The sequence below is a fragment of the Dyadobacter sp. OTU695 genome (genome assembly GCF_038440355.1).
Lineage (GTDB): Bacteria > Bacteroidota > Bacteroidia > Cytophagales > Spirosomataceae > Dyadobacter.
This window is the reverse complement of sequence record NZ_JASATN010000021.1, coordinates 95,205-114,311: the sequence shown is the minus strand read 5'-3', so window position 1 is coordinate 114,311 and position 19,107 is coordinate 95,205. Positions and strand designations below refer to the sequence as shown.

General features: G+C 49.6%; 14 protein-coding genes and 1 tRNA gene. 5 read left to right on the top strand and 10 right to left on the bottom strand.

Annotated elements, in window-relative coordinates:
• Positions 1–27: 27 nt before the first annotated feature.
• Both AAHB90_RS27445 and AAHB90_RS27440 read right to left on the bottom strand, forming a co-directional pair.
• The gene (locus AAHB90_RS27445) at positions 28–582 is read right to left on the bottom strand and encodes a hypothetical protein (protein WP_342088453.1); all 555 of its coding nucleotides are present in this window, start codon (positions 580–582) and stop codon (positions 28–30) included.
• An 81-nt stretch (positions 583–663) separates the two neighbouring features.
• Positions 664–2,994 carry a TonB-dependent receptor gene (locus AAHB90_RS27440; RefSeq protein ID WP_342088452.1) on the bottom strand — a complete coding sequence of 777 codons (2,331 nt, stop codon included), beginning with the start codon at positions 2,992–2,994 and terminating at the stop codon, positions 664–666.
• A gap of 194 nt (positions 2,995–3,188) precedes the next feature.
• On the opposite strand from AAHB90_RS27440, the gene AAHB90_RS27435 reads away from it, so the two are divergent.
• Positions 3,189–3,914 (top strand): hypothetical protein, encoded by a 726-nt coding sequence (locus tag AAHB90_RS27435; protein WP_342088451.1) that lies wholly within the window; start codon positions 3,189–3,191, stop codon positions 3,912–3,914.
• Positions 3,915–3,945: 31 nt separating this feature from the next.
• Here the strand turns inward: AAHB90_RS27435 and AAHB90_RS27430 are convergent, their stop codons facing one another.
• The 5 genes from AAHB90_RS27430 to AAHB90_RS27410 form a co-directional block, all read right to left on the bottom strand.
• Positions 3,946–5,007, bottom strand: a complete 1,062-nt coding sequence (locus tag AAHB90_RS27430; RefSeq protein ID WP_342088450.1) for a 6-bladed beta-propeller — start codon at positions 5,005–5,007, stop codon at positions 3,946–3,948.
• 73 nt (positions 5,008–5,080) lie between these two features.
• Positions 5,081–6,040, bottom strand: coding sequence for a 1-phosphofructokinase family hexose kinase (locus tag AAHB90_RS27425; RefSeq protein ID WP_342088449.1), 960 nt, complete (start codon positions 6,038–6,040; stop codon positions 5,081–5,083).
• A gap of 104 nt (positions 6,041–6,144) precedes the next feature.
• Positions 6,145–6,837: an SDR family NAD(P)-dependent oxidoreductase gene (locus AAHB90_RS27420; protein ID WP_342088448.1), complete on the bottom strand. Its 693-nt coding sequence runs from the start codon at positions 6,835–6,837 to the stop codon at positions 6,145–6,147.
• Positions 6,838–6,948: 111 nt separating this feature from the next.
• Positions 6,949–8,193 carry an ATP-dependent Clp protease ATP-binding subunit ClpX gene (gene clpX, locus AAHB90_RS27415; protein ID WP_342088447.1) on the bottom strand — a complete coding sequence of 415 codons (1,245 nt, stop codon included), beginning with the start codon at positions 8,191–8,193 and terminating at the stop codon, positions 6,949–6,951.
• A 253-nt stretch (positions 8,194–8,446) separates the two neighbouring features.
• Positions 8,447–9,121 (bottom strand): ClpP family protease, encoded by a 675-nt coding sequence (locus AAHB90_RS27410; protein ID WP_342088446.1) that lies wholly within the window; start codon positions 9,119–9,121, stop codon positions 8,447–8,449.
• 249 nt (positions 9,122–9,370) lie between these two features.
• Between AAHB90_RS27410 and AAHB90_RS27405 the strand changes: the two genes are divergently transcribed.
• Positions 9,371–9,748, top strand: coding sequence for a helix-turn-helix domain-containing protein (locus tag AAHB90_RS27405; RefSeq protein ID WP_342088445.1), 378 nt, complete (start codon positions 9,371–9,373; stop codon positions 9,746–9,748).
• A 59-nt stretch (positions 9,749–9,807) separates the two neighbouring features.
• On the opposite strand, the gene tig is transcribed toward AAHB90_RS27405, so the two are convergent.
• Positions 9,808–11,160: a trigger factor gene (gene tig, locus AAHB90_RS27400; protein WP_342088443.1), complete on the bottom strand. Its 1,353-nt coding sequence runs from the start codon at positions 11,158–11,160 to the stop codon at positions 9,808–9,810.
• Between the two features lie 165 nt (positions 11,161–11,325).
• Positions 11,326–11,407, bottom strand: a tRNA-Leu gene (locus tag AAHB90_RS27395).
• 117 nt (positions 11,408–11,524) lie between these two features.
• On the opposite strand from AAHB90_RS27395, the gene AAHB90_RS27390 reads away from it, so the two are divergent.
• The 3 genes from AAHB90_RS27390 (at position 11,525) to AAHB90_RS27380 (ending at position 15,871) form a co-directional block, all read left to right on the top strand.
• Entirely contained in the window at positions 11,525–13,864 is a 2,340-nt protein-coding gene (locus AAHB90_RS27390; protein WP_342088441.1) for a RelA/SpoT family protein, read from the top strand.
• Positions 13,865–13,991: 127 nt separating this feature from the next.
• Positions 13,992–14,492, top strand: a complete 501-nt coding sequence (locus tag AAHB90_RS27385) for a Fur family transcriptional regulator (protein WP_291204066.1) — start codon at positions 13,992–13,994, stop codon at positions 14,490–14,492.
• 77 nt (positions 14,493–14,569) lie between these two features.
• Positions 14,570–15,871: an adenylosuccinate synthase gene (locus AAHB90_RS27380; protein WP_342088439.1), complete on the top strand. Its 1,302-nt coding sequence runs from the start codon at positions 14,570–14,572 to the stop codon at positions 15,869–15,871.
• 132 nt (positions 15,872–16,003) lie between these two features.
• Here AAHB90_RS27380 and AAHB90_RS27375 read toward each other — a convergent pair whose 3' ends face one another.
• Positions 16,004–18,946: a DEAD/DEAH box helicase gene (locus AAHB90_RS27375; protein ID WP_342088438.1), complete on the bottom strand. Its 2,943-nt coding sequence runs from the start codon at positions 18,944–18,946 to the stop codon at positions 16,004–16,006.
• Between the last annotated feature and the right edge of the window lie 161 nt (positions 18,947–19,107).

The window sequence follows — 19,107 nt, the reverse complement described above, 5'->3', positions numbered from 1 at the left end:
ATCATATTTGATACAGCGCTTTTTGTTTTACTTCACCTTCAATATAAAATCCAGATTTACATCGTCGCTGCCGGGTGTAGGTGTGCCGTTTTTGGCGCCTGGCTGGTGGCGTAGCTGCACTTTCAGTTTTCCGTCGCCAGCAGCACCGGTCTTCGCGGAGCCAGTGAGCCCTATCGGGTAATTGTTTTTGTCCTTATCGCCGTAGGTGTAGGTCAGCAGCGCCGCGGGCGAAGGCGTGTAGACGAATAAGTGCTCGTAAGATTCTTCCTCCACCTCTTTGGTGATATCGTCAACCGGAGACTTGCTTTCGTCAAGCAGCTCGATGGCCAATGTATAAGTCGTATTCGGTTTCAGTGAAATCGTATCGAATTTGGTAGGTGCATTGCCACCGTCGCCGTCGGCATCCTTATAGGAAAAAGTACTGACGTTGGAAGTGCCCTGTTCGGTGAATTTCAATGTTACAGAAGTGATCAGCTCGTTCTCGTCGTCCGGTTCCACATCATCGCCCGAATCTTTACATTGCACAAAAGCCATTGTCATAGCGGCGAGCAGCATCCAGGTCAGCTTGCGGTTCATTTTCATATGTAATAGGTTTATGTATTGTATTAAAATTCATTTTCAGGCCGGGCCTCGTCAGGCCGGGCTTCGCTAAGCCGGGCTTCGCTAAGCACCGAACTTCCATTTCAGGCGGAGCGATGCATTGCGCCCCATATCGTCGGCATAATAGCGGAAGCGGTTCAGGTAATCCCGGTAAACGGTATTGAACACGTTCTGTACATTGATACCTATTTCCAGCTGTTGTTTTTCCGAAACTTTCAGCGTTGTGCCGGCTTGAAGGCTCCAAAGCGAATAGGCTTTCGGAGGAGGTAAGAAATCGCTGTTCGGCGGAACGCGTTTCTGCTCGGCTACCAGCAGGTTTCCGATTGAAATAAACCCGTCCTTCCATTTGCCGCGGTCGGCCAGTTGGTATTTCAGCTGATTGTCCAGCCGGTTAGGCGGGATCATAACTAGGTAACCATCGTTGCGCTCGTCGTACACGCGCAGGTAGGTGAGTTTACTCGAAATGGTGGTGCGTTTCACAAATTCCCAGCTACCCGACACGTCGATACCCTTGAAAGAGGCATCGGTTTGAGTGTATTTGAAATACGGAAACGCGCCCCTGATCGTCAGAATGGGTTCTGGTTGTGGTTTTAGGTAAATAAAATCAAATATGTAGTTGTAATAACCTCCTACTTCCAGGCTCCATTTCGGTGCAGCATATTTTGCGCTGGCAATCGAATTGAGCGCTTTTTCGGGTTGCAAAGTAGCGTCGCCTTTCTCGTACGCGGCTGCGCCGTGGTGCACGCCGTCGCTGAACAGCTCGCTCACGTTAGGCGCGCGCCAGGCCGTACCTACGTTCACACGCGCGGAAAAGCGGTCGTAGAAGTTGCGAGTGGCGCCAGCCGTTCCCGAGAAATTGCCGAAATCGAAATGGTCCGCAACCTTCTCGCGGTTCACGATCCGGTAGGTTTTCAATGTGCGGTAATCGTAGCGCAAGCCTGCTTCAAGCTCCCATTTGCTCGTCACATACCGCTCGATCCAGAATAGCCCGATATTGAATTGGTTAAAGTTGGGGATCAGCGGGCGACCGCTCATGAGGTTGTATTGGTATAATGTACTTACACCAATTTGCCCGCTGATCTTCCCGGCGATGGGTTTGTGGTCCCAGACCACATCGTTTGTCAATGAAGTGAGTTTGAAAGTCAGTTCGGGATGGTTGAGCGCCGCTATGCTATCGTTGCGGGGGCGGTGCAGGTCGAACTCGTTGCGGTTATTATACTGCCGAGCGATCGTCCATTGCAGCCGGTTACCATCCTTGAAGTGGTAATGTGTTTCGGCTTTAAGTAATTCGTGTGTCGCATTCTGGTTGGGCCGGTTAATGGCATAGCTGAACCCGGATTTCACGAAAGGCTCACCATTTTTGATCACATTGAGCAAATCCGTAACGCTGCCGATGTGCGAGCCGGAGAAAATGCCGATTTGTGTATCAAAACGACTGTAAAAAACATCAATGCCCAAGCCCTTATTGCGGTAGCCCGCCGCCAACGAGAAATTGTTTTCGCTAATGCCCGTATTATCGAGGAAATAATTGGGTGTGCGGATGTTTCCGCCACGTTTGATCGTACCCTGTGCACGCCACCCAAAACCTTTCACAAAATTTAGCCCGCCCTGCACAGTTCCGGATAACACGCCCTGCCGACCATTGGAAAAGCCCACCGCATTCAGCTCGCCGGTGATCGGCTTGTCGACAGGCAGCTCTTCCGGCTCCACTAAAATGACACCGCCAATCGCATCCGATCCATACCGTACACCGGCAGCGCCTTTCACGACCGATATTCTGGTTGCTATGAACGGATCGATCTCCGGCGCGTGCTCGGAGCCCCACTGCTGGCCTTCCTGGCGAATGCCGTTGTTCATAATGAGCACACGGTTGCTGTGCAGGCCGTGGATGACCGGTTTTGAAATAGATGAGCCGGTTTGTAATGTCGTAACGCCTGTAACGCCTTTCAGGCTCTCGCCCAGCGTTTGTCCGCGTGTTTTATCCAGATCGGCGCCGGAAATAGTGGTTAGCGGCTGTGAGGAAGGTGCATCGGTGCGATGCGCCGTGATTTCCACGTCGCGCAAATGCACTTCCTGTTCGAGCAGGTTGAAATTTTCTTCATGCCCGGCCGTCAGGTCGACCTTTTGCTGGAACGGGCTGTAACCGACAATGCGGCATTCAAGCGTATAATTTCCCGGACACAGGTTCCTGATCTCATAACGGCCGTTCTCATCCGTAAAAACGCCATTGCTTTGCCCGACGATTAGCACGGTAGCACCTACAATGGGCTGGCTGGTGTGCCGGTCTTTCACCACTCCTTTCACGAAGCATTCGCAAGCCGGTTTCTGTGCATTGGCCGCAACCGAAAGCAACGCCAGCAGGATGGTAAAAAGGAAGTTTTTGGCGAAAGACATTGGGGACGGCTCGAAGTGGGTTATGCTCTTTTTGTTACAACGTTGCAAAAATAAGATGATTGCAACTGTGTTGCAATTAAAATCGGGAAGTATTTTCTTAAATTTTCAGTGGATTAGGCCCTTAAATGTAAATTTGTGCTCCATTTTGCCGCATCAAATCATTGTCCGATCTGCTTTTAACCAAAATTATGCTCATGCCCCCGCTCATTGCCGGGGTAACTATGGCCGTCCGCAAATGGGGCGAGGGACTTGGCGGCTGGATCGGCGGGTTTCCATGGGTGGCGGGGCCGATCTCCTTTTTCATCGCATTGGAACACGGCGCTGCATTCGCCGCATCGACGATCACTTCGGCATTGCTGGGGTCTATCGGTACAATGCTTTTTGCGTTGGTGTATGCCACACTTTCCGCGCGGATGCGCTGGCTGCCGACCGTATTGCTTAGCTATGGGGCGTTTTTCGTCGTTGCATTGCTTTCTCTGGGACGGGATATTTCCCTTGCGGCTGGGGTTGGGCTCAATATGGTGGTGCTGACGCTCGTCTTGTATTTTTTTCCAAAACCTAAAACAAAAGCCGATTTCAAAAAGCAGCCATCCTGGGATATTCCGCTGAGGATGCTGGTAGCGACGCTTTTCGTGGTAGTGCTGACCCAGGCGGCCGATTATCTCGGTCCGACGTGGAGCGGAATATTGACGCCTTTCCCGATCATGACCTCCACCCTGGCGGTTTTCACGCATTCGCAGCAAGGGTCGGACGCGGCGATCAGGATATTGTATGGTTTGTTGCTGGCAGGCTATGGGTTCGTTGCTTTCCTGGTGGGGGTGGCATGGCTGGTACCGATCATGCCGATCGGGGCCGCTTATGGTATTCTGACCGTTTCAACGATGGTCGTGAACGGGATCACTATCAGGCTGATCCGCTGACATCTGCCAGCGGACCAGCTATTCTATTTACTTAAACTCTTTCCAGCTTTACCGGATACGTCTTCTTCGCATTCCACTGGCAAACGTAAATGTTGTGATCGTTGTCTACGCAAACATCGTGGCAGTGCATGAATATCGGCTTTTCCTGTAACATCAGTTGCAGCTCGCCGTTTTTGTACTCCGGTTTGGTACCGCCCGGATTGGAGATTACTTTATTGGATTTGTCGATAATCGTTACGAAGCCGGAATTAGGAGTTTGGTTAAGGTAGCGCAGACGCGACCAGCAAACGCCCGCGTAAAGGGTGTCGTCCTTGAAAACCGGCCGGCAAACATATGCACCGGGTAGGAATATGGTGCTGAGATATTTGCCGTCTAATGTAAATTTTTTGAATGCATTGTGCGCGCGCGAAGTGACTATCAGCGTCGGGTTGGCTTTGTCGCGGTAATCGATTGCAATGCCGTGGGCGGTGGAGAACTGCGCGTCACCGTCGCCCGAACCGCCGAACTTGTCGATAAACTCGCCTTTGGGGGTGTATCTCAAAATCCATTGTGAGCCGTAGCCGTCGGCGATGTAAATAGTACCGTCGGGCCCGATGGCCGTTTCGGTCGGCTTGAACGGGTCGGCTTCTTTATAGGCACCTACTTTCGACGGGTGTTCGATCGTCAGCAAGACTTTTCCTTTCAAATCTGTTTTGAAGACTTTGCCGATATTGGGATCGCTGATGAATAGAAATTCTTCTCCGTTCGCATTCCATAGGGTAAGACCATGCCCACCGGGAAACTCGTGTCCCCAGCTTTCGAGCAGCTTGCCAGAGCGATCGTACACAAGGATGTTGTTTTTGACCTCATCTCCCACCATAATCAGCCGACCTTTGCTGTCCTGCACCATTTCATGACAGTTGTTGACCGGGAACTGGGACGCATCGAGGTTGCCCCAGCCCTGGTGCACCTTATAGCGGTGACTACCGTGGCCAATCACCTCGCCATCCGCTTTGGGCTTGGCGTGAAGGATGTAAAATGGCTTGAAAGTAAGGGCTGCGGCAGTAGCTGCGGTAATTTTCGCGAACTGACGGCGGGAATGTGTTTCGGACATGACAAATCTTTTTAATTTTTTTAAAAAAGACCGTACCCCCGATTTCTTACTATTTGTTCGTACATAGATTTGATCAGCTGGCCGAGTAACGTTTTCCGTAACGGTTCAGCCAGTCGAGCAGGCGGTTTACGTCCTGCATTCTAAATAGCTCACTACCTGAGTTCATCGTGGCAGCCGTACCACATGCAACGCCCATTCGTACGGCTTCGCGGTAGGATTTGCCTTGCGACAATGTCCATACAATCCCCGCCAGCATACTGTCGCCGGCGCCAACCGTGCTTTTTGGTTGCACGGGGGGAGCAGGGATGTGTTCCACCTGGTCTTCGGTGACGAGCATGGCGCCCATAGCGCCCATAGATACCATCACGATCTCGCATTGCCCGCGTATGATGAGTGCGCGTGCCGCATCGTCGACCTCGTCCATTTCCAGCTTATCGACACCTACCAGCTCGCTTAGCTCAATGATATTCGGCTTTAAAAGATATACGCCCGCCTCGGTAGCATAGCGAAGGGCATCGCCGGAAGTATCGGCAATGAACCTTGCGCCCTGGTTATGGGCTATTTTAGCGATTTGCCCGTAAAAGTCGGAGGGTACACCCGGCGGAAGGCTGCCGCTGGCGATAATGTAAGATGGTTTCGGGTCGAGCTCCTCCATTGTTTCGAGGATCGCTCGTACTTCTGTCGGCATCATTTCGGTGCCGGGCATTCCGAAGCGGTACTGAAAGCCGGTGCTGGTTTCCAATACGTGAAAGTTTTCGCGCGTCCACTGTTTGGTTTCGATCACCATCGTTTCTACACCCTCGCTTTTCACGAGCTTGTGCAGGCGCTGGCCTGTGGGGCCACCAACGGTAAAGATAGCAATCGGGTTGCCTCCGAGACGGTGAATAGCCTTGGCTACGTTAATACCTCCGCCTCCTGCCTCAAAATTGGGTGTGTCACAACGCAGTTTATTGTCGGGGACAATGCGCGATACATTAGAACTTTTGTCGAGCGCAGGATTTATTGTAAGGGTTACAATCGGTCCGGTAGCCATAGGAGTACGGTGTCTGGTGAACTATTTTACGCGAATAAAAGAAAAAAAGCGATTCTCTCTGCGTTTATAGCAATTTCTTCACAGCGCAGCCGTTTTACCGGCCGTTAGTATTGCTCTTCCAGCACACTCCGGCCACCGTCGACTACGAGCAGCTGACCATTCGTAAACCGTGCATGATCGGACAGAAGATACACGGCGGCACCATCCAGATCGGCGGGTGTTGAGGTCCCGGTTGAGATCACGTTGACGCGGATATCATGTTCAGCATAGGTCGCCGCAATGGATTTAGAAAAGCCGATCACAGCTGCTTTCGAAGTGGCACGCGCATGGCTGGCCAGGTTGCCGTCCGTCGACGGGCTTTCCGGGCTAAGGTTCAGAATAGATCCGCCTTTGTTCATCCCCATAAAAGTCCTTACAGCGGCCTGGTTGGACAGCATCAGCGAAGTTAGGTTCTGATCCAGTGCCTTGCGCCAGCTTTCAAGGTTCAGCTGATGCAACGGGCCGTCGGTCGCAGGCTCCTCGTGTTCTTCCGGAGCGTGATATAATGCGTCGAAACTTCCGAATTCGCGGATACAGAGCTGGATCGCATCCAGCGCTGTTTGTTGCTGCGTAACATCGCCCTGTTTGGCCCTTGCGTTGCTTCCCAGGTTTAGTTCTGCCATCAGGCAGCTTTCAGGGTTGCGCCCCACTACCACTACGTTCGCGCCGTTACGCACGAAGGCTTGTGCCGCGGAAAGTCCCGCGCCGGTGGTACCCCCGATAACAACAATCGACTTATTTATGAGCCAGGTTTCCATTTAAATAATATAGTGTTTTTGTGTAAAAATAGGATTATTGGGATGAAAAAAGAAGCGCCCTGCTTCTTTGAAAGAGGCAGGGCGCTTGTAAAAATGCTAATGCAATGACTACTAAGCTACTGAGCGAAGTAAGGACATGGAAGATTTTTCGAATTTATCCTTCGCATAGTCGAGCGACAGCGTGAATTCTTTTACGTCTTTCTGCGACGGCAGGTCGAACATCGCGTCGGTCATGATCGATTCGCAGATCGCACGCAGACCACGGGCGCCTAATTTGTAAATCATCGCTTGGTCGACAATGTAGTCGAGTACCGCCTCTTCGAAATGTAGGGTAATGCCTTCCATCGCGAAAAGCTTGGCATATTGTTTTACCAAAGCGTTTTTCGGTTCTGTCAGGATGCGTCGTAATGTTTCGCGATCCAGCGGGTTCAAATGCGTCAGCACAGGCAGACGACCGATCAATTCGGGTATCAAGCCGAAAGATTTAAGGTCCATTGCCGTTACGTACCGCATCAGGTTGCCTTTGTCGAAGATCTCTATAATGCGGTTGTCGCCGGAGAAGCCGATCGGACGTGTATTGATCCGCTTTCCGATGTGGCGTTCGATGCCGTCGAATGCACCGCCGCAAATGAACAGGATATTGTCGGTGTTGAGGCTGATCATCTTTTGGTCCGGATGCTTGCGGCCTCCCTGCGGCGGCACATTTACAACCGACCCTTCGAGTAGTTTGAGCAGAGCCTGCTGAACACCCTCACCGCTTACGTCACGGGTAATAGAGGGGTTGTCCGACTTACGGGCGATTTTGTCAATTTCATCAATATAAACAATACCACGCTCGGCAGCTTCCACATTATAATCCGCAGCCTGGAGCAGGCGCGTCAGGATCGTTTCCACATCTTCACCCACATAACCTGCCTCCGTCACAACCGTCGCGTCCGCTACGCAAAAAGGTACCTGCAGAATGCGGGCGATGGATTTCGCCAGATAGGTTTTGCCGGTACCCGTTTCGCCTACCATGATGATGTTGGATTTCTCTATTACAACGTCGTCGTCGGTGTTTGCCTGGTTGAGGCGTTTGTAATGGTTATATACCGCCACCGCCAGTGAGCGTTTCGCTTCGTCCTGGCCAATGACATATTGTTCGAGGAAATGCTTGATTTCAACAGGGGGAATGGGCTTTAATTTAGGAAGTTTCGATTTCTTCTCTTTTTTATCCTCTTTCGGTCCCAGCTCTTCCGTAACGACCTGATGCCCCTGGGCAATGCAGTGGTTACAAATGTGAGCGTCAATTCCGGAAAGAAGCAAATCTACTTCGCTTTTCTTACGTCCGCAGAACGAACAACTTACTTGTGCCATCGATTCGATTTTAGCAGTTTGGTGAATGTTTCCGGCTCTAAAAACGCAAAAGCCGTGTTAAACAAACATGTGAGTCAAAGTAACAAGAAGACCGAACGTAATGTTTCAAATCTCCTTTTCAATTGACAATTAGTGGTTATCTTATTTACAAATTTCCGGTTTTTTGACCGGGTTACCAAATCAAGGTTAGGCCATATACTAAAAACGCCCCGACAGAGTACTGCCGGGGCGATATTTTGAATGGCTATTCAGCTTATTTGTCGCGGGTCAGGACCTCGTCGATCAAGCCGTATTCTTTTGCCTCCAGCGCTTTTAACCATTTGTCGCGGTCCGAATCCAATGCAATTTGCTCTGGCGTCTGACCAGTGTGGTTGGCAAGGATCTCGTACAGTTCGTGACGCAGCTTCACGATCTCGCGGGTGGTGATCTCAATGTCGACCGAAGTGCCTTGTGCGCCGCCCGATGGCTGGTGGATCATCACACGTGCGTGCGGGAGCGCCGAGCGCTTGCCTGCCGCGCCGCCTGCGAGCAACACCGCGCCCATAGACGCCGCGAGGCTGGTACATACGGTCGCTACATCAGGGCGAACATATTGCATGGTGTCGTAAATACCCAAGCCGGCATAAACCGAACCGCCCGGGCTGTTGATATACATCAGAATGTCCTTTTTAGGATCTGCCGATTCGAGGAAGAGTAGCTGGGCCACGATGATGTTGGCGATGTTGTCGTCCACCCCGGTACCCATAAATATAATGCGGTCGGCCATCAGACGGGAGAATACGTCGACCTCGCGGAAGTTCATAGGACGCTCCTCGATTACCGAACGGGTCATGTTTTCAACAGTGTGGTTCATATAACCGTCGACCGTCAGACCATTCATTCCCAGGTGGTGAACGGCATATTTTCTAAATTCATTTCCGTGATTCATCGAAAAATTTAAATTTTAATTAATCAATAGTTAAAGGGTAACCGACTTCGAGAACAAAAAGCAATATAGCTTAGTTTCTGTTTATATCGCCGCTGGTTTCCCGGTTGCATGGCACAAATTTGACTATTTCACCGAATAATCCTTGTCAATTTCGGCGACAATTTATCGAAAAATGCGACAGTCAGCAGCCATCATAAAAGATTACATTGCAGCATAAAAACGTTGTACCACGCATTATAATCGGACATTATGAACGTGACATCCAATTTATCAGAGAAAATTAGACAGATAAGGCTGCAAAAAGGCCTTTCGCAGGAAAATATGGCAGACATGCTCGGGCTGTCGACGACAGCCTATGGCGATATCGAACGCGGACGTACCGAACTTTCAGTTTCAAGGCTTGAAAATGTAGCCAAACTGCTCGACGTGCCGTTGCCGGAGTTGCTGGGCATTGATATCTCCATGTCGGAGACTGAGTGGCTCCGGCAGGAGAATACCCGCATTCTGGCGGAGAACCGTCGGTTGCAAAACGAGCTGGATCAATGGAAAATGAAATTTCGGCAGTTGTTCGGCGACGGCATTATCCGGCAAATAGGAGAGGAGCGCGAACGCATTGGCTTTAAATAAAAAAACACCGCCCGGTTACCCGGGACGGTGAAAAAAAATGCTTTTTATATTTCTGAAAATCAGGCTTCGGCTTCCACTTCGCCTTTCACCAGTTTTTCGAATTCTGATACTTCTACGGTCTGCTCGTCGGTGCTTACCTGGCCGCGGATAACTTCGAGAACCTTGTTGTCAAACACCTGGTTGAACACGCTCGTATAGTTGTCACGTTCTTTATCGGCAAGGTACCCTTGTGCAACGCGGTCGATCGTTTCTCTCATCGATTCGTCGTCGCCGTAGATTCCGAACTGACCTTTCACCATTTCGCGGGTAAATGCCAAGATTTCAGGGTATTCTACTTTAACTTCCGATTTGTCGGCGATCTTGTTTTTGATCAGGCTCAGTTTCAATGATTTCGCGAAATCACCGAATTGCTCGTCGATCTGCTCGCGGGTGAATTTGCCTTCGTTGGTACGCTCCAACCAGTTTTTCAAAAACTCTTCCGGCAATTCGATTGAAATGGAATCCAGCAATGCAGTCTCGATATCGCGGCGTAGCAATGCTTCTGTTTCGCGCTCGTAGTTGCCTTTGATGATTTCAAGAACCTTCTCGTTGAACTGCTCTTCGCTTTCAACTTGGCCTGGCCCCAATACTTTATCGAAAAACTCCTGCGTCAATGCAGCTGGTGCAGAGCGCGTTACGTCTTCAACGGTCAATGTATATTCGCCAGAAAGTTCAGCGATATCTTCTTTCTTTTTACCGGTTACGTGGGCGATCGCCGACTCGTCGGTAAATGTATCCTGAATATCGAAAGTGATCACATCACCTTTTTTCGCACCGATGAACTTCGCAACAGCTTCTTCTTTAACCTGCTTGGTAGGGATCGCTGTGCGGGTTGTAAATTCGGTCGATTCCTGTTTCAACTCACCGAAGATCATGTCTCCTGCCTCGCTTACCTCAGGGTGAATGCTGTCGGCAAAACGCTCGCGAAGGCTGTCGATCGTCTTAGTCAGTTCGTTATCATCAACATTGATCGTGTAACGCTTTACAGCGGGCAGCTCAGCCAGGTTTGCTTCGAAATCGGAAGCAATACCGAGGTCGTAGCTGAATTCGAAAGCGCTCGGGGTGTCCCAGTTCACTTCTGCCGCTTTGTCGCGATCAGGTACAGGATCACCTACAACCTGCAGTTTGTTTTCGCGGATGTAGTTGCTTACCGCATTGCTGAGGATATTGTTCACCTCGTCAACCAGAATGCTTTTACCATACATGCGTTGGATCACATGGGATGGTACTTTGCCGGGACGAAATCCTTTCAGGTTCACGCGTTTCGAATAATCCTTGATCGTTTTATCAACTTTTGGCTGATAATCTTCCTTGGTCAACGTTACTTTCAGAGAGGCTAAGGTCGGCGAACTCTTTTCTAACAAAACTTCCATGTGTCGCTAAGCTATTGGTAAATACCTTTGTTACATTTGAACTGAAAAAATAAAAATGCCCTCAAAACGAAGTCCTGAGGGCATTTGACGGGTTTCAATACTACGGAGCAACTCATTTCCCAAACAAAACAGGAATCTGACGCCCCGTCATTCCCTTGTATTTCGTACGGGCGGAGGGAATCGAACCCCCACGCCTTGCGGCACTAGATCCTAAGTCTAGCACGTCTACCAGTTCCGCCACGCCCGCTCACTTTACCCCGTTTTCAACTCGATCGTCGAATTGGGAGTGCAAAGGTATTCCTATTTTTTAAAAACTTCCAAACTTTTTCCGAAATTTTATCTTTGGGTAAAAGCGTGTTGAAAAATGTCGCTAAAATTTGTTATTTTGGTGAAGCATACCAATTTGAATATAGCAGTGGAGCAACTGGTTGAATCCCTCAACATTGACCTGGAACAGGAGCGTAAGGACATCCTCAAAAAATACCGCCGGCTTTTAAGAACAGCCAAACCTTTTTTGAAGGATAATGATGCTAAATTAATCAAAAAAGCCTTTTATACTTCCGTCGATGCGCATAAAGACATGCGGCGCCGGTCGGGAGAGCCATATATTTACCACCCGCTTGCGGTGGCGCAAATCGTGGTGGAAGAGATCGGGCTCGGTACCACCGGCATCGTGGCGGCATTGCTGCACGACGTCGTGGAGGATACCGATATGGGTATCGACGATATCGAACGTCTTTTCGGTAAAAAAGTAGCGAAGATCATCGACGGGCTGACGAAAATTTCAGGCCGGTTTGAATATGGCTCGTCGCAGCAGGCCGAGAACTTCCGGAAAATGCTGCTCACGCTCTCTGACGACGTGCGGGTGATCCTCGTAAAGCTCGCCGACCGCCTTCATAATATGCGGACGCTCGACAGTATGCCGCGCGACAAGCAGCTCAAAATCGCTTCGGAAACGATATTCATTTACGCCCCGCTCGCGCACCGGCTGGGGTTGTACAGCATTAAGTCGGAGCTCGAAGAGCTTTATTTGAAATACACCGAACCCCAAGAGTATAGGGCCATTGCCAGGAAGCTGCGCGAGACGAAAAATATCCGCGACCGCTTTATTTCGAAGTTTATGGAACCCATCGCCCAGGATCTCGAATCGGCAGGGCTGAATTTTATATTGAAGGGCCGCCCCAAGTCGATCTATTCGATCTGGAACAAGATGCGGAAGCAGAACAAACCTTTTGAGGAAATTTATGACCTTTTCGCGATCCGAATCGTACTGGAATCGCCGCCGGAAAGCGACCGCGAAAAAGCGATCTGCTGGCAGGCCTATTCCATTGTTACCGACCATTACAAGCCCAACCCCGACCGGTTGAAAGACTTCCTGAGCACACCGCGGGCGAACGGGTACCAGTCACTGCACTCGACAGTAATGAGTAAGAGCGGGCAATGGGTGGAGGTGCAGATACGCACGTCGCGCATGGACGAGATCGCAGAGAAAGGGTATGCGGCGCACTGGAAGTACAAAGGAAATGATACGAAGGTAAAAGGCAATATCGAGCAGTGGATCACGCAGGTGCGCGAGACGCTGGAAAATGGATTCGGGGATAAAACGGCCGCTATCGAGTTCTTGGACGAATTCCGTAGTAATCTGTTTAATGAAGAGGTATTTGTATTTACTCCAAAAGGCGAACTGAAGGTGTTGCAGGCCGGTTCAACGGCGCTGGACTTTGCATTCGATATCCACTCGGAGGTAGGAGCACATTGTATGGCCGCCAAAGTGGGCGGTATACTCGTGCCGATCAGCTACGTTTTGAATAATGGTGATCAGATCGAGATCATTACTTCAAGCAAACAAAAACCCAACGAGGACTGGCTGCGCATTGTAGTAACTTCCAAAGCGAGGGCGCGGATCAAGGATTTCCTGAAAGAGGAAAACCGCAGGTATGAGACGGATGGCCGCCAGTTCGTAGAGAAAAAACTCAAGATACTGGGAATGGACGCTACCGCGGAGGTAATGAACCAGCTCAGGGCATTTTTCGAATGTAAAACCACCACTGATTTCTTTTACAGGATCGGCAAGGGGTATATTCCGATCGACGACCTGAAACGGTTCAAGCGCGACCGGGATGCGAAGGAAAAGAAAGCAGCAGAAAACGGTGCATCCAGCAGTGCCGCGCCAACTACGGGAACCGACGGCAAGGCGCTTACCAAATATTTAAAACAGATTCATGGCGACCGTGCTGACAGCGACACGCTGCTGATCGGCGACGACATGGATAAGATCGACTACAAACTGGCGCAATGCTGTAACCCCATTGCCGGCGACGACGTTTTCGGGTTCGTGACGATCAACGAAGGCATTAAAATACACCGCACGACGTGCCCCAACGCGGCCGAGTTGATGTCCAAGCATGGCAACCGCATTATCAAGGCCAAATGGTCGGGCAAGGAGGAGGCATTCCTCGCGGGACTCTATCTGTCGGGTACCGATCGGGTGGGTTTGGTCAACGACGTGACGCGGATCATTTCAAACGAGCTGCACATCAATATGCGCGGGCTGACGATCGATACCAAGGACGGTGTTTTTAACGGGGATATTAAACTTTACGTGCAGGATACCAGGCACTTGGATATTCTGATCCAGAAACTGGAACAGGTTGAAGGCGTTTATAATGTGCAGCGTTTCGACACCAATCTGAGCGGGAAATAGCCATATTGAACCATTGCCGCTCCATAGTGTTATTGGATTGGTAATTAATGAAGTAGCAAGACTATGCTTGCGAATGTGAGAATGATTTAAGTAAAAAAGCGTATTTTCGCGCAAGAATATCAGAGATATGCCACAAGCCAGCAAACCAAATTTCGAGGCCGCTAAGAAAATATTAACGGCTTACCTGGAAAATAAGGGACTTCGTAAAACGCCCGAGCGCTTTGCGATACTCGAAGAAATTTATACCAGGGAGGATCATTTCGATGTAGATGAACTGTATATCAGCATGAAAAACAAGCGTTACAGGGTGAGCCGGGCGACCGTCTACAACACGCTGGACGTTCTGGTGGACTGCGACCTGGTTACCAAGCATCAGTTTGGCAAAAACCTTGCGCAATTCGAAAAGTCGTACGGTAACAAGCAGCACGACCACCTGATTTGTACAGATTGTCATAAAGTAATGGAGTTCTGCGATCCGCGAATCCAATCGATCCAGAACATGGTAGGAGAGATGCTGAATTTCAGCGTAATGCACCACTCGCTTATTTTCTACGGAAACTGCAACAAGGAAAATTGCCAGAACCGCACGGAGGCACCGCGGGAAACGGCAGTTTACGAAGACAGATAATTTCACGATCAGGCCCGGTAATGCACCCATTACCGGGCCACTTACACCATATTAAGTTTCAGTAATCCAATATTTGAATGAAAGTTGACGTACTACTTGGTCTTCAATGGGGAGACGAGGGAAAAGGAAAAATTGTGGATGTCCTGGCGCCACGCTATCAGGTTGTAGCCCGTTTTCAGGGTGGGCCGAATGCCGGACACACATTGGAGTTTGACGGTATCAAACACGTTTTGCACCAGATCCCATCGGGGATTTTCCGGAGCGATATCCAGAATATCATCGGTAACGGCGTCGTGCTGGATCCCGTTGTGTTCAAAAGAGAAATTGAAGGTCTCGCGAAATATAACCTGGACCTGATCAGCAATTTGTTTGTATCTAAAAAGGCTTCCCTGATCCTTCCTACCCACGCCCTGCTCGACGCTGCTTACGAGCGTTCGAAAGGTGATTCCAAGATCGGTTCAACTTTACGTGGCATCGGCCCTGCTTACCAGGATAAGGTAGCGCGCCTGGGTTTGCGCGTAGGAGATATTCTTTCGCCTAATTTTGCCGCCAAATACAAGAAACTCGTCGATGCACACAAAGTAATCCTTGATTTCTATTCATTCGACTACTCGGAAACATTGCCAGCAGCTGAGGAAAAATTCTTCGATGCAATCGAGTTTACGAAACAATTCAAGCTGGTGAACAGCGAATACGTAGTGAACGACGCGTTGACGCAGGGCAAAACTGTGCTCGCAGAAGGCGCACAAGGTTCGTTGCTCGATATCGATTTCGGCTCATACCCGTTCGTAACCAGCTCTACCACCATGACTGCCGGTGCTTCAACCGGATTGGGCATTGCGCCACGTCAGATCGGAGAGGTTTTCGGTATTTTCAAAGCTTACTGTACCCGTGTGGGAAGCGGTCCGTTTCCGACTGAGCTGAATGACGAAATAGGCGAGAAGATCCGTCAGGAAGGCCGCGAATTTGGTGCAACTACCGGTCGTCCGCGCCGCACAGGCTGGCTCGACCTGCCCGCATTGAAATACGCGATCATGATCAACGGCGTAACCCAGCTGATCATGATGAAAGTCGACGTTCTGACCATTTTCGATAGCATCAAAGTTTGTACCCAATACCGTCTTGCCGACGGTACTTTGACCGACCAGGTGCCTTACGACCTTTGTGACGAAGGTGTTGAGCCGGTTTACAAGGAGTTCAAAGGCTGGCAAAGTTCATTGGACGGCGTCCGCGATTTTGACGCGATCCCGGCAGAACTGAATGCCTATGTGAAGTTCCTGGAAGCGGAGTTGAATCTGCCAATTACATTTATTTCAACCGGCCCTGACCGCGAGGCGCTGATCAGCCGTGAGGCGCAGGCCGCCACTGCGGAAGCTTGATATTGAACTAACATTTGTTCGGGGATAACGTTACTGTCACCCTGAGCGCAGTCGAAGGGTAGTTGCGTCACGCGAAGCCCTTCGACTCCGCTCAGGGTGACGGTCGTTTGTGCGTGACTATAATTAATACTATTAAGACAGCAGGTTCAAAACATCTTCCCGCGTCAGCGACTTGATAAACCCTTCTTCGCTGGAAATCAAATCATCTGCCAGCTGCTTTTTCGAGCGCTGCAATGCGAGAATCTTTTCTTCTACCGAATTTTTGGTGATAAACTTATAAGTGAATACCGTCCGGTCCTGACCAATCCGGTGCGCCCGGTCGATGGCTTGTGCTTCAATGGCCGGGTTCCACCAGGGATCCAGGATAAAAACGTAGTCGGCGGCGGTCAGGTTGAGGCCTAACCCGCCCGCTTTGAGGGAAATGAGGAAGATTTTAATGTTTTCGTCATTCTGAAACGATTCTACCTGCTCCTGACGGTCACGCGTGGCGCCGTCGAGGTAGGCATAATTGATTCCCTTTCCGTCGAGATAATGCCGGAAAAGATCGAGGTGTTTAATGTATTGGCTGAAAATCAAAATCTTATGATCCTCGCTCATAACGGTTTGCAGCTTGTAAAGCACGTCTTCAAACTTGCCTGAATCATGCGCATAATCCGGGTCGACCATGAGCGGATGGTTGGCGAGTTGCCGGAGTTTGGTCAGGCCTTGCAGCACAACGAGTTGCGATTTGGAAATACCTTCCGAATCGATGCTTTGGAGGATCAGGTTACGGTAGTAGGCTTTGGCTTCCTCGTACGCTTTCTCCTGTTCATCCGACATGTCGCAATATTGAATGCTCTCTACTTTTTCGGGCAAATCGGTGGCAACCTGGGATTTTAATCTCCTTAGAATAAATGGCTTGATCAGATTGTAAAGCCGTTTGGTCTTTTCCTCATCACCCTTCTTCTCGATCGGGATTTGGAATTCATCCCTGAAAAACGTCTGGCTACCTAATAATCCAGGATTCACAAATGACATTTGGGACCAGAGATCGAGGGTATTGTTTTCAATCGGTGTGCCGGTCAAAACCAGCCTGTGCGCCGAATTTAGCCTTCTTACGGCCTTGGTAATGATCGACGACGGGTTTTTAATAGCCTGCGATTCATCGAGGATGACGTAATTGAAGCGATAATCCTCCATAAGGTCGATATCAAGCCGCACAATGCCGTAGGAAGTCAATACCAGGTCGTAGTTGTCAAACTGGGCGGTATCTTTTTCGCGGTTTGTGCCGGTGTAAAGCAACACGCGCATTTCGGGCGTGAATTTACTGGCTTCAAGCTGCCAGTTGTAGAGCAGCGACGTTGGCATAATGAGAATGGAAGGCCGATCCGCACCACCTTCTTTCTCCGCTTGCAGCATGGCGAGCGTCTGTACGGTTTTTCCCAGACCCATATCGTCAGCCAGGCAGCCCCCGAACCGGTATTGTTTTAAAAAACGCAGCCAATCGTAACCCGTTTTCTGGTAAGGACGCAACAGGCCGTGAAAGTTTATCGGGGATTCCGCAGGCTCGATATGCTGAAAATTCCGCAGGTTTTCGAGTTTTCGGCTGATCACTGCCGTGGCCAGGTTATCCTCTTTCAGTTCCTGGACTAATGCGAGATGATGCATCCTCAGGCGCAGCTGATCGTCCTCGTGGCTGTTTTCGGTAAATGAAAAGAACTCGGAGTACTTGGTAAACCACCATTCGGGAATTACCGCTATTTCGCCGTTAGGCAGCAAAAATTCCTTCTTGCGGTTTAAAATGTAGTTCCTGAGTTGAATAAAAGGTATTTCAAATTCCCCGAACAACACTTTTGCATGGATATCAAACCAGTCGCGGCCTTCCTGAATCGAGATATCGAGCGATGAATAGCCCAGAAAGTAACGCTTTGTATCGGCTGTATTTTGCCTGACTGTAATGCCATGCTCGGCCAATGCGATCGCATTACTTTGTAACCAGCCAAATGCTTCTGATTTAGGCATCCGAACTTTCCCGTTACGGATATTCAGCCCTATGTCCTTTAAAATCCGCACGTGCTGGCCCTCGACCTCTATATTTCTTTTGACCTTGTTGAAGAAATAGTCGTTGCCTTTCTTCTCCATATGGACGCTCGACGCATGTGCAAAGCTGTCGTAATGGAATGAGAATCCGGCATATTGAAACGAAAGCTCGAATGTTACGTCGTTATCTTCTTCTTCCAGCACTTCCACATCCTCACTGTCCTGAAAAAGTACCGCAGATTTTTTCGGGCTGGATGAATATTCTGAAATCGTCAGGATCGTTTTGGGCAACGACGACACGTTTCTGATCTCAAACCCGCGGGCGACTACGTCATAAGACGCGATGAGCGGCGCCACAAAGCGGCCGTAGTATTGTTCTTCAACCTGTCCGGGAATGGCAATGAATTTTTTCGCCAGAAAAGGTTTAATCTTTTTACCATCCACATTACCCTCAAAATGATAAAGATGGCCATCGAGCACCAACCATGCAGGGTCTTCGCAGATCAGAAACGCATTTTTATACTGAAATTCCAGTTTCTGCATTTTATGCCTGATCGTGGGGAAATAATGCGTATTGTCTTCGTTCCGGATAAAATGGAAGCGTATCGTTGCTTTTTCAGGCTCCCATGTGACTGGTTTCCAAAGTGGGTTGCCGTCGTTACCCATAATGAATATGTCCTTTCCGGCGAGCCTGTCCAGAATCCGCGATTTGCAGCTTTCGAGATAGCCGGCAATCGTTTCCTGAATAGCCTTATCACCTTTCTGCGCGTCGTAAACTTTCAGGAAAAAGTCTACCGCATTCAGTTTTTTCGGGTTGTATTTTTTAAGAACGGTATCCTGCTGGATATCGTCGATCAGCTTAACGAGCTCGAAGTCCTTGGTATCCAGCCCGGAGCGGAACTCCTTGATGTTTTTGGAAGAAATATTCTGGACCTGAAACGAAAACTCACCCTGGCTGGTAAGCTGAACGGCAAAGGCCTCGAAGATGTACCCCAGATACTCATGGTTAAGAATTGAATAGACAATTTTAAATGGCTCTGAGGGAGAAACTTTCATTAGGATATCGTTGGCTAAGATTCGTGTTGATGCCGAAGAAGCCCTCCCGTAAATCAGCAGGGATCTTTCGATTTGGGAAACTTCAAATATAAATTAAATCAACCCGAAAAGAAAGACCCCTTTGACCGTTTCTTGAAAAATATTGTAGAATAAATTTGAAT

What these genes read in the sequence shown, in the direction of transcription:
- AAHB90_RS27390 (WP_342088441.1), top strand. Translation starts at nt 11,525, where the DNA reads ATGTCGCTAAAATTTGTTATTTTGGTGAAGCATACCAATTTGAATATA.
- AAHB90_RS27435 (WP_342088451.1), top strand. Translation starts at nt 3,189, where the DNA reads ATGCCCCCGCTCATTGCCGGGGTAACTATGGCCGTCCGCAAATGGGGC.
- AAHB90_RS27375 (WP_342088438.1), bottom strand. Translation starts at nt 18,946, where the DNA reads ATGAAAGTTTCTCCCTCAGAGCCATTTAAAATTGTCTATTCAATTCTT.
- clpX (WP_342088447.1), bottom strand. Translation starts at nt 8,193, where the DNA reads ATGGCACAAGTAAGTTGTTCGTTCTGCGGACGTAAGAAAAGCGAAGTA.
- AAHB90_RS27430 (WP_342088450.1), bottom strand. Translation starts at nt 5,007, where the DNA reads ATGTCCGAAACACATTCCCGCCGTCAGTTCGCGAAAATTACCGCAGCT.
- AAHB90_RS27405 (WP_342088445.1), top strand. Translation starts at nt 9,371, where the DNA reads ATGAACGTGACATCCAATTTATCAGAGAAAATTAGACAGATAAGGCTG.
- AAHB90_RS27385 (WP_291204066.1), top strand. Translation starts at nt 13,992, where the DNA reads ATGCCACAAGCCAGCAAACCAAATTTCGAGGCCGCTAAGAAAATATTA.
- tig (WP_342088443.1), bottom strand. Translation starts at nt 11,160, where the DNA reads ATGGAAGTTTTGTTAGAAAAGAGTTCGCCGACCTTAGCCTCTCTGAAA.
- AAHB90_RS27425 (WP_342088449.1), bottom strand. Translation starts at nt 6,040, where the DNA reads ATGGCTACCGGACCGATTGTAACCCTTACAATAAATCCTGCGCTCGAC.
- AAHB90_RS27445 (WP_342088453.1), bottom strand. Translation starts at nt 582, where the DNA reads ATGAAAATGAACCGCAAGCTGACCTGGATGCTGCTCGCCGCTATGACA.
- AAHB90_RS27410 (WP_342088446.1), bottom strand. Translation starts at nt 9,121, where the DNA reads ATGAATCACGGAAATGAATTTAGAAAATATGCCGTTCACCACCTGGGA.
- AAHB90_RS27380 (WP_342088439.1), top strand. Translation starts at nt 14,570, where the DNA reads ATGAAAGTTGACGTACTACTTGGTCTTCAATGGGGAGACGAGGGAAAA.
- AAHB90_RS27420 (WP_342088448.1), bottom strand. Translation starts at nt 6,837, where the DNA reads ATGGAAACCTGGCTCATAAATAAGTCGATTGTTGTTATCGGGGGTACC.
- AAHB90_RS27440 (WP_342088452.1), bottom strand. Translation starts at nt 2,994, where the DNA reads ATGTCTTTCGCCAAAAACTTCCTTTTTACCATCCTGCTGGCGTTGCTT.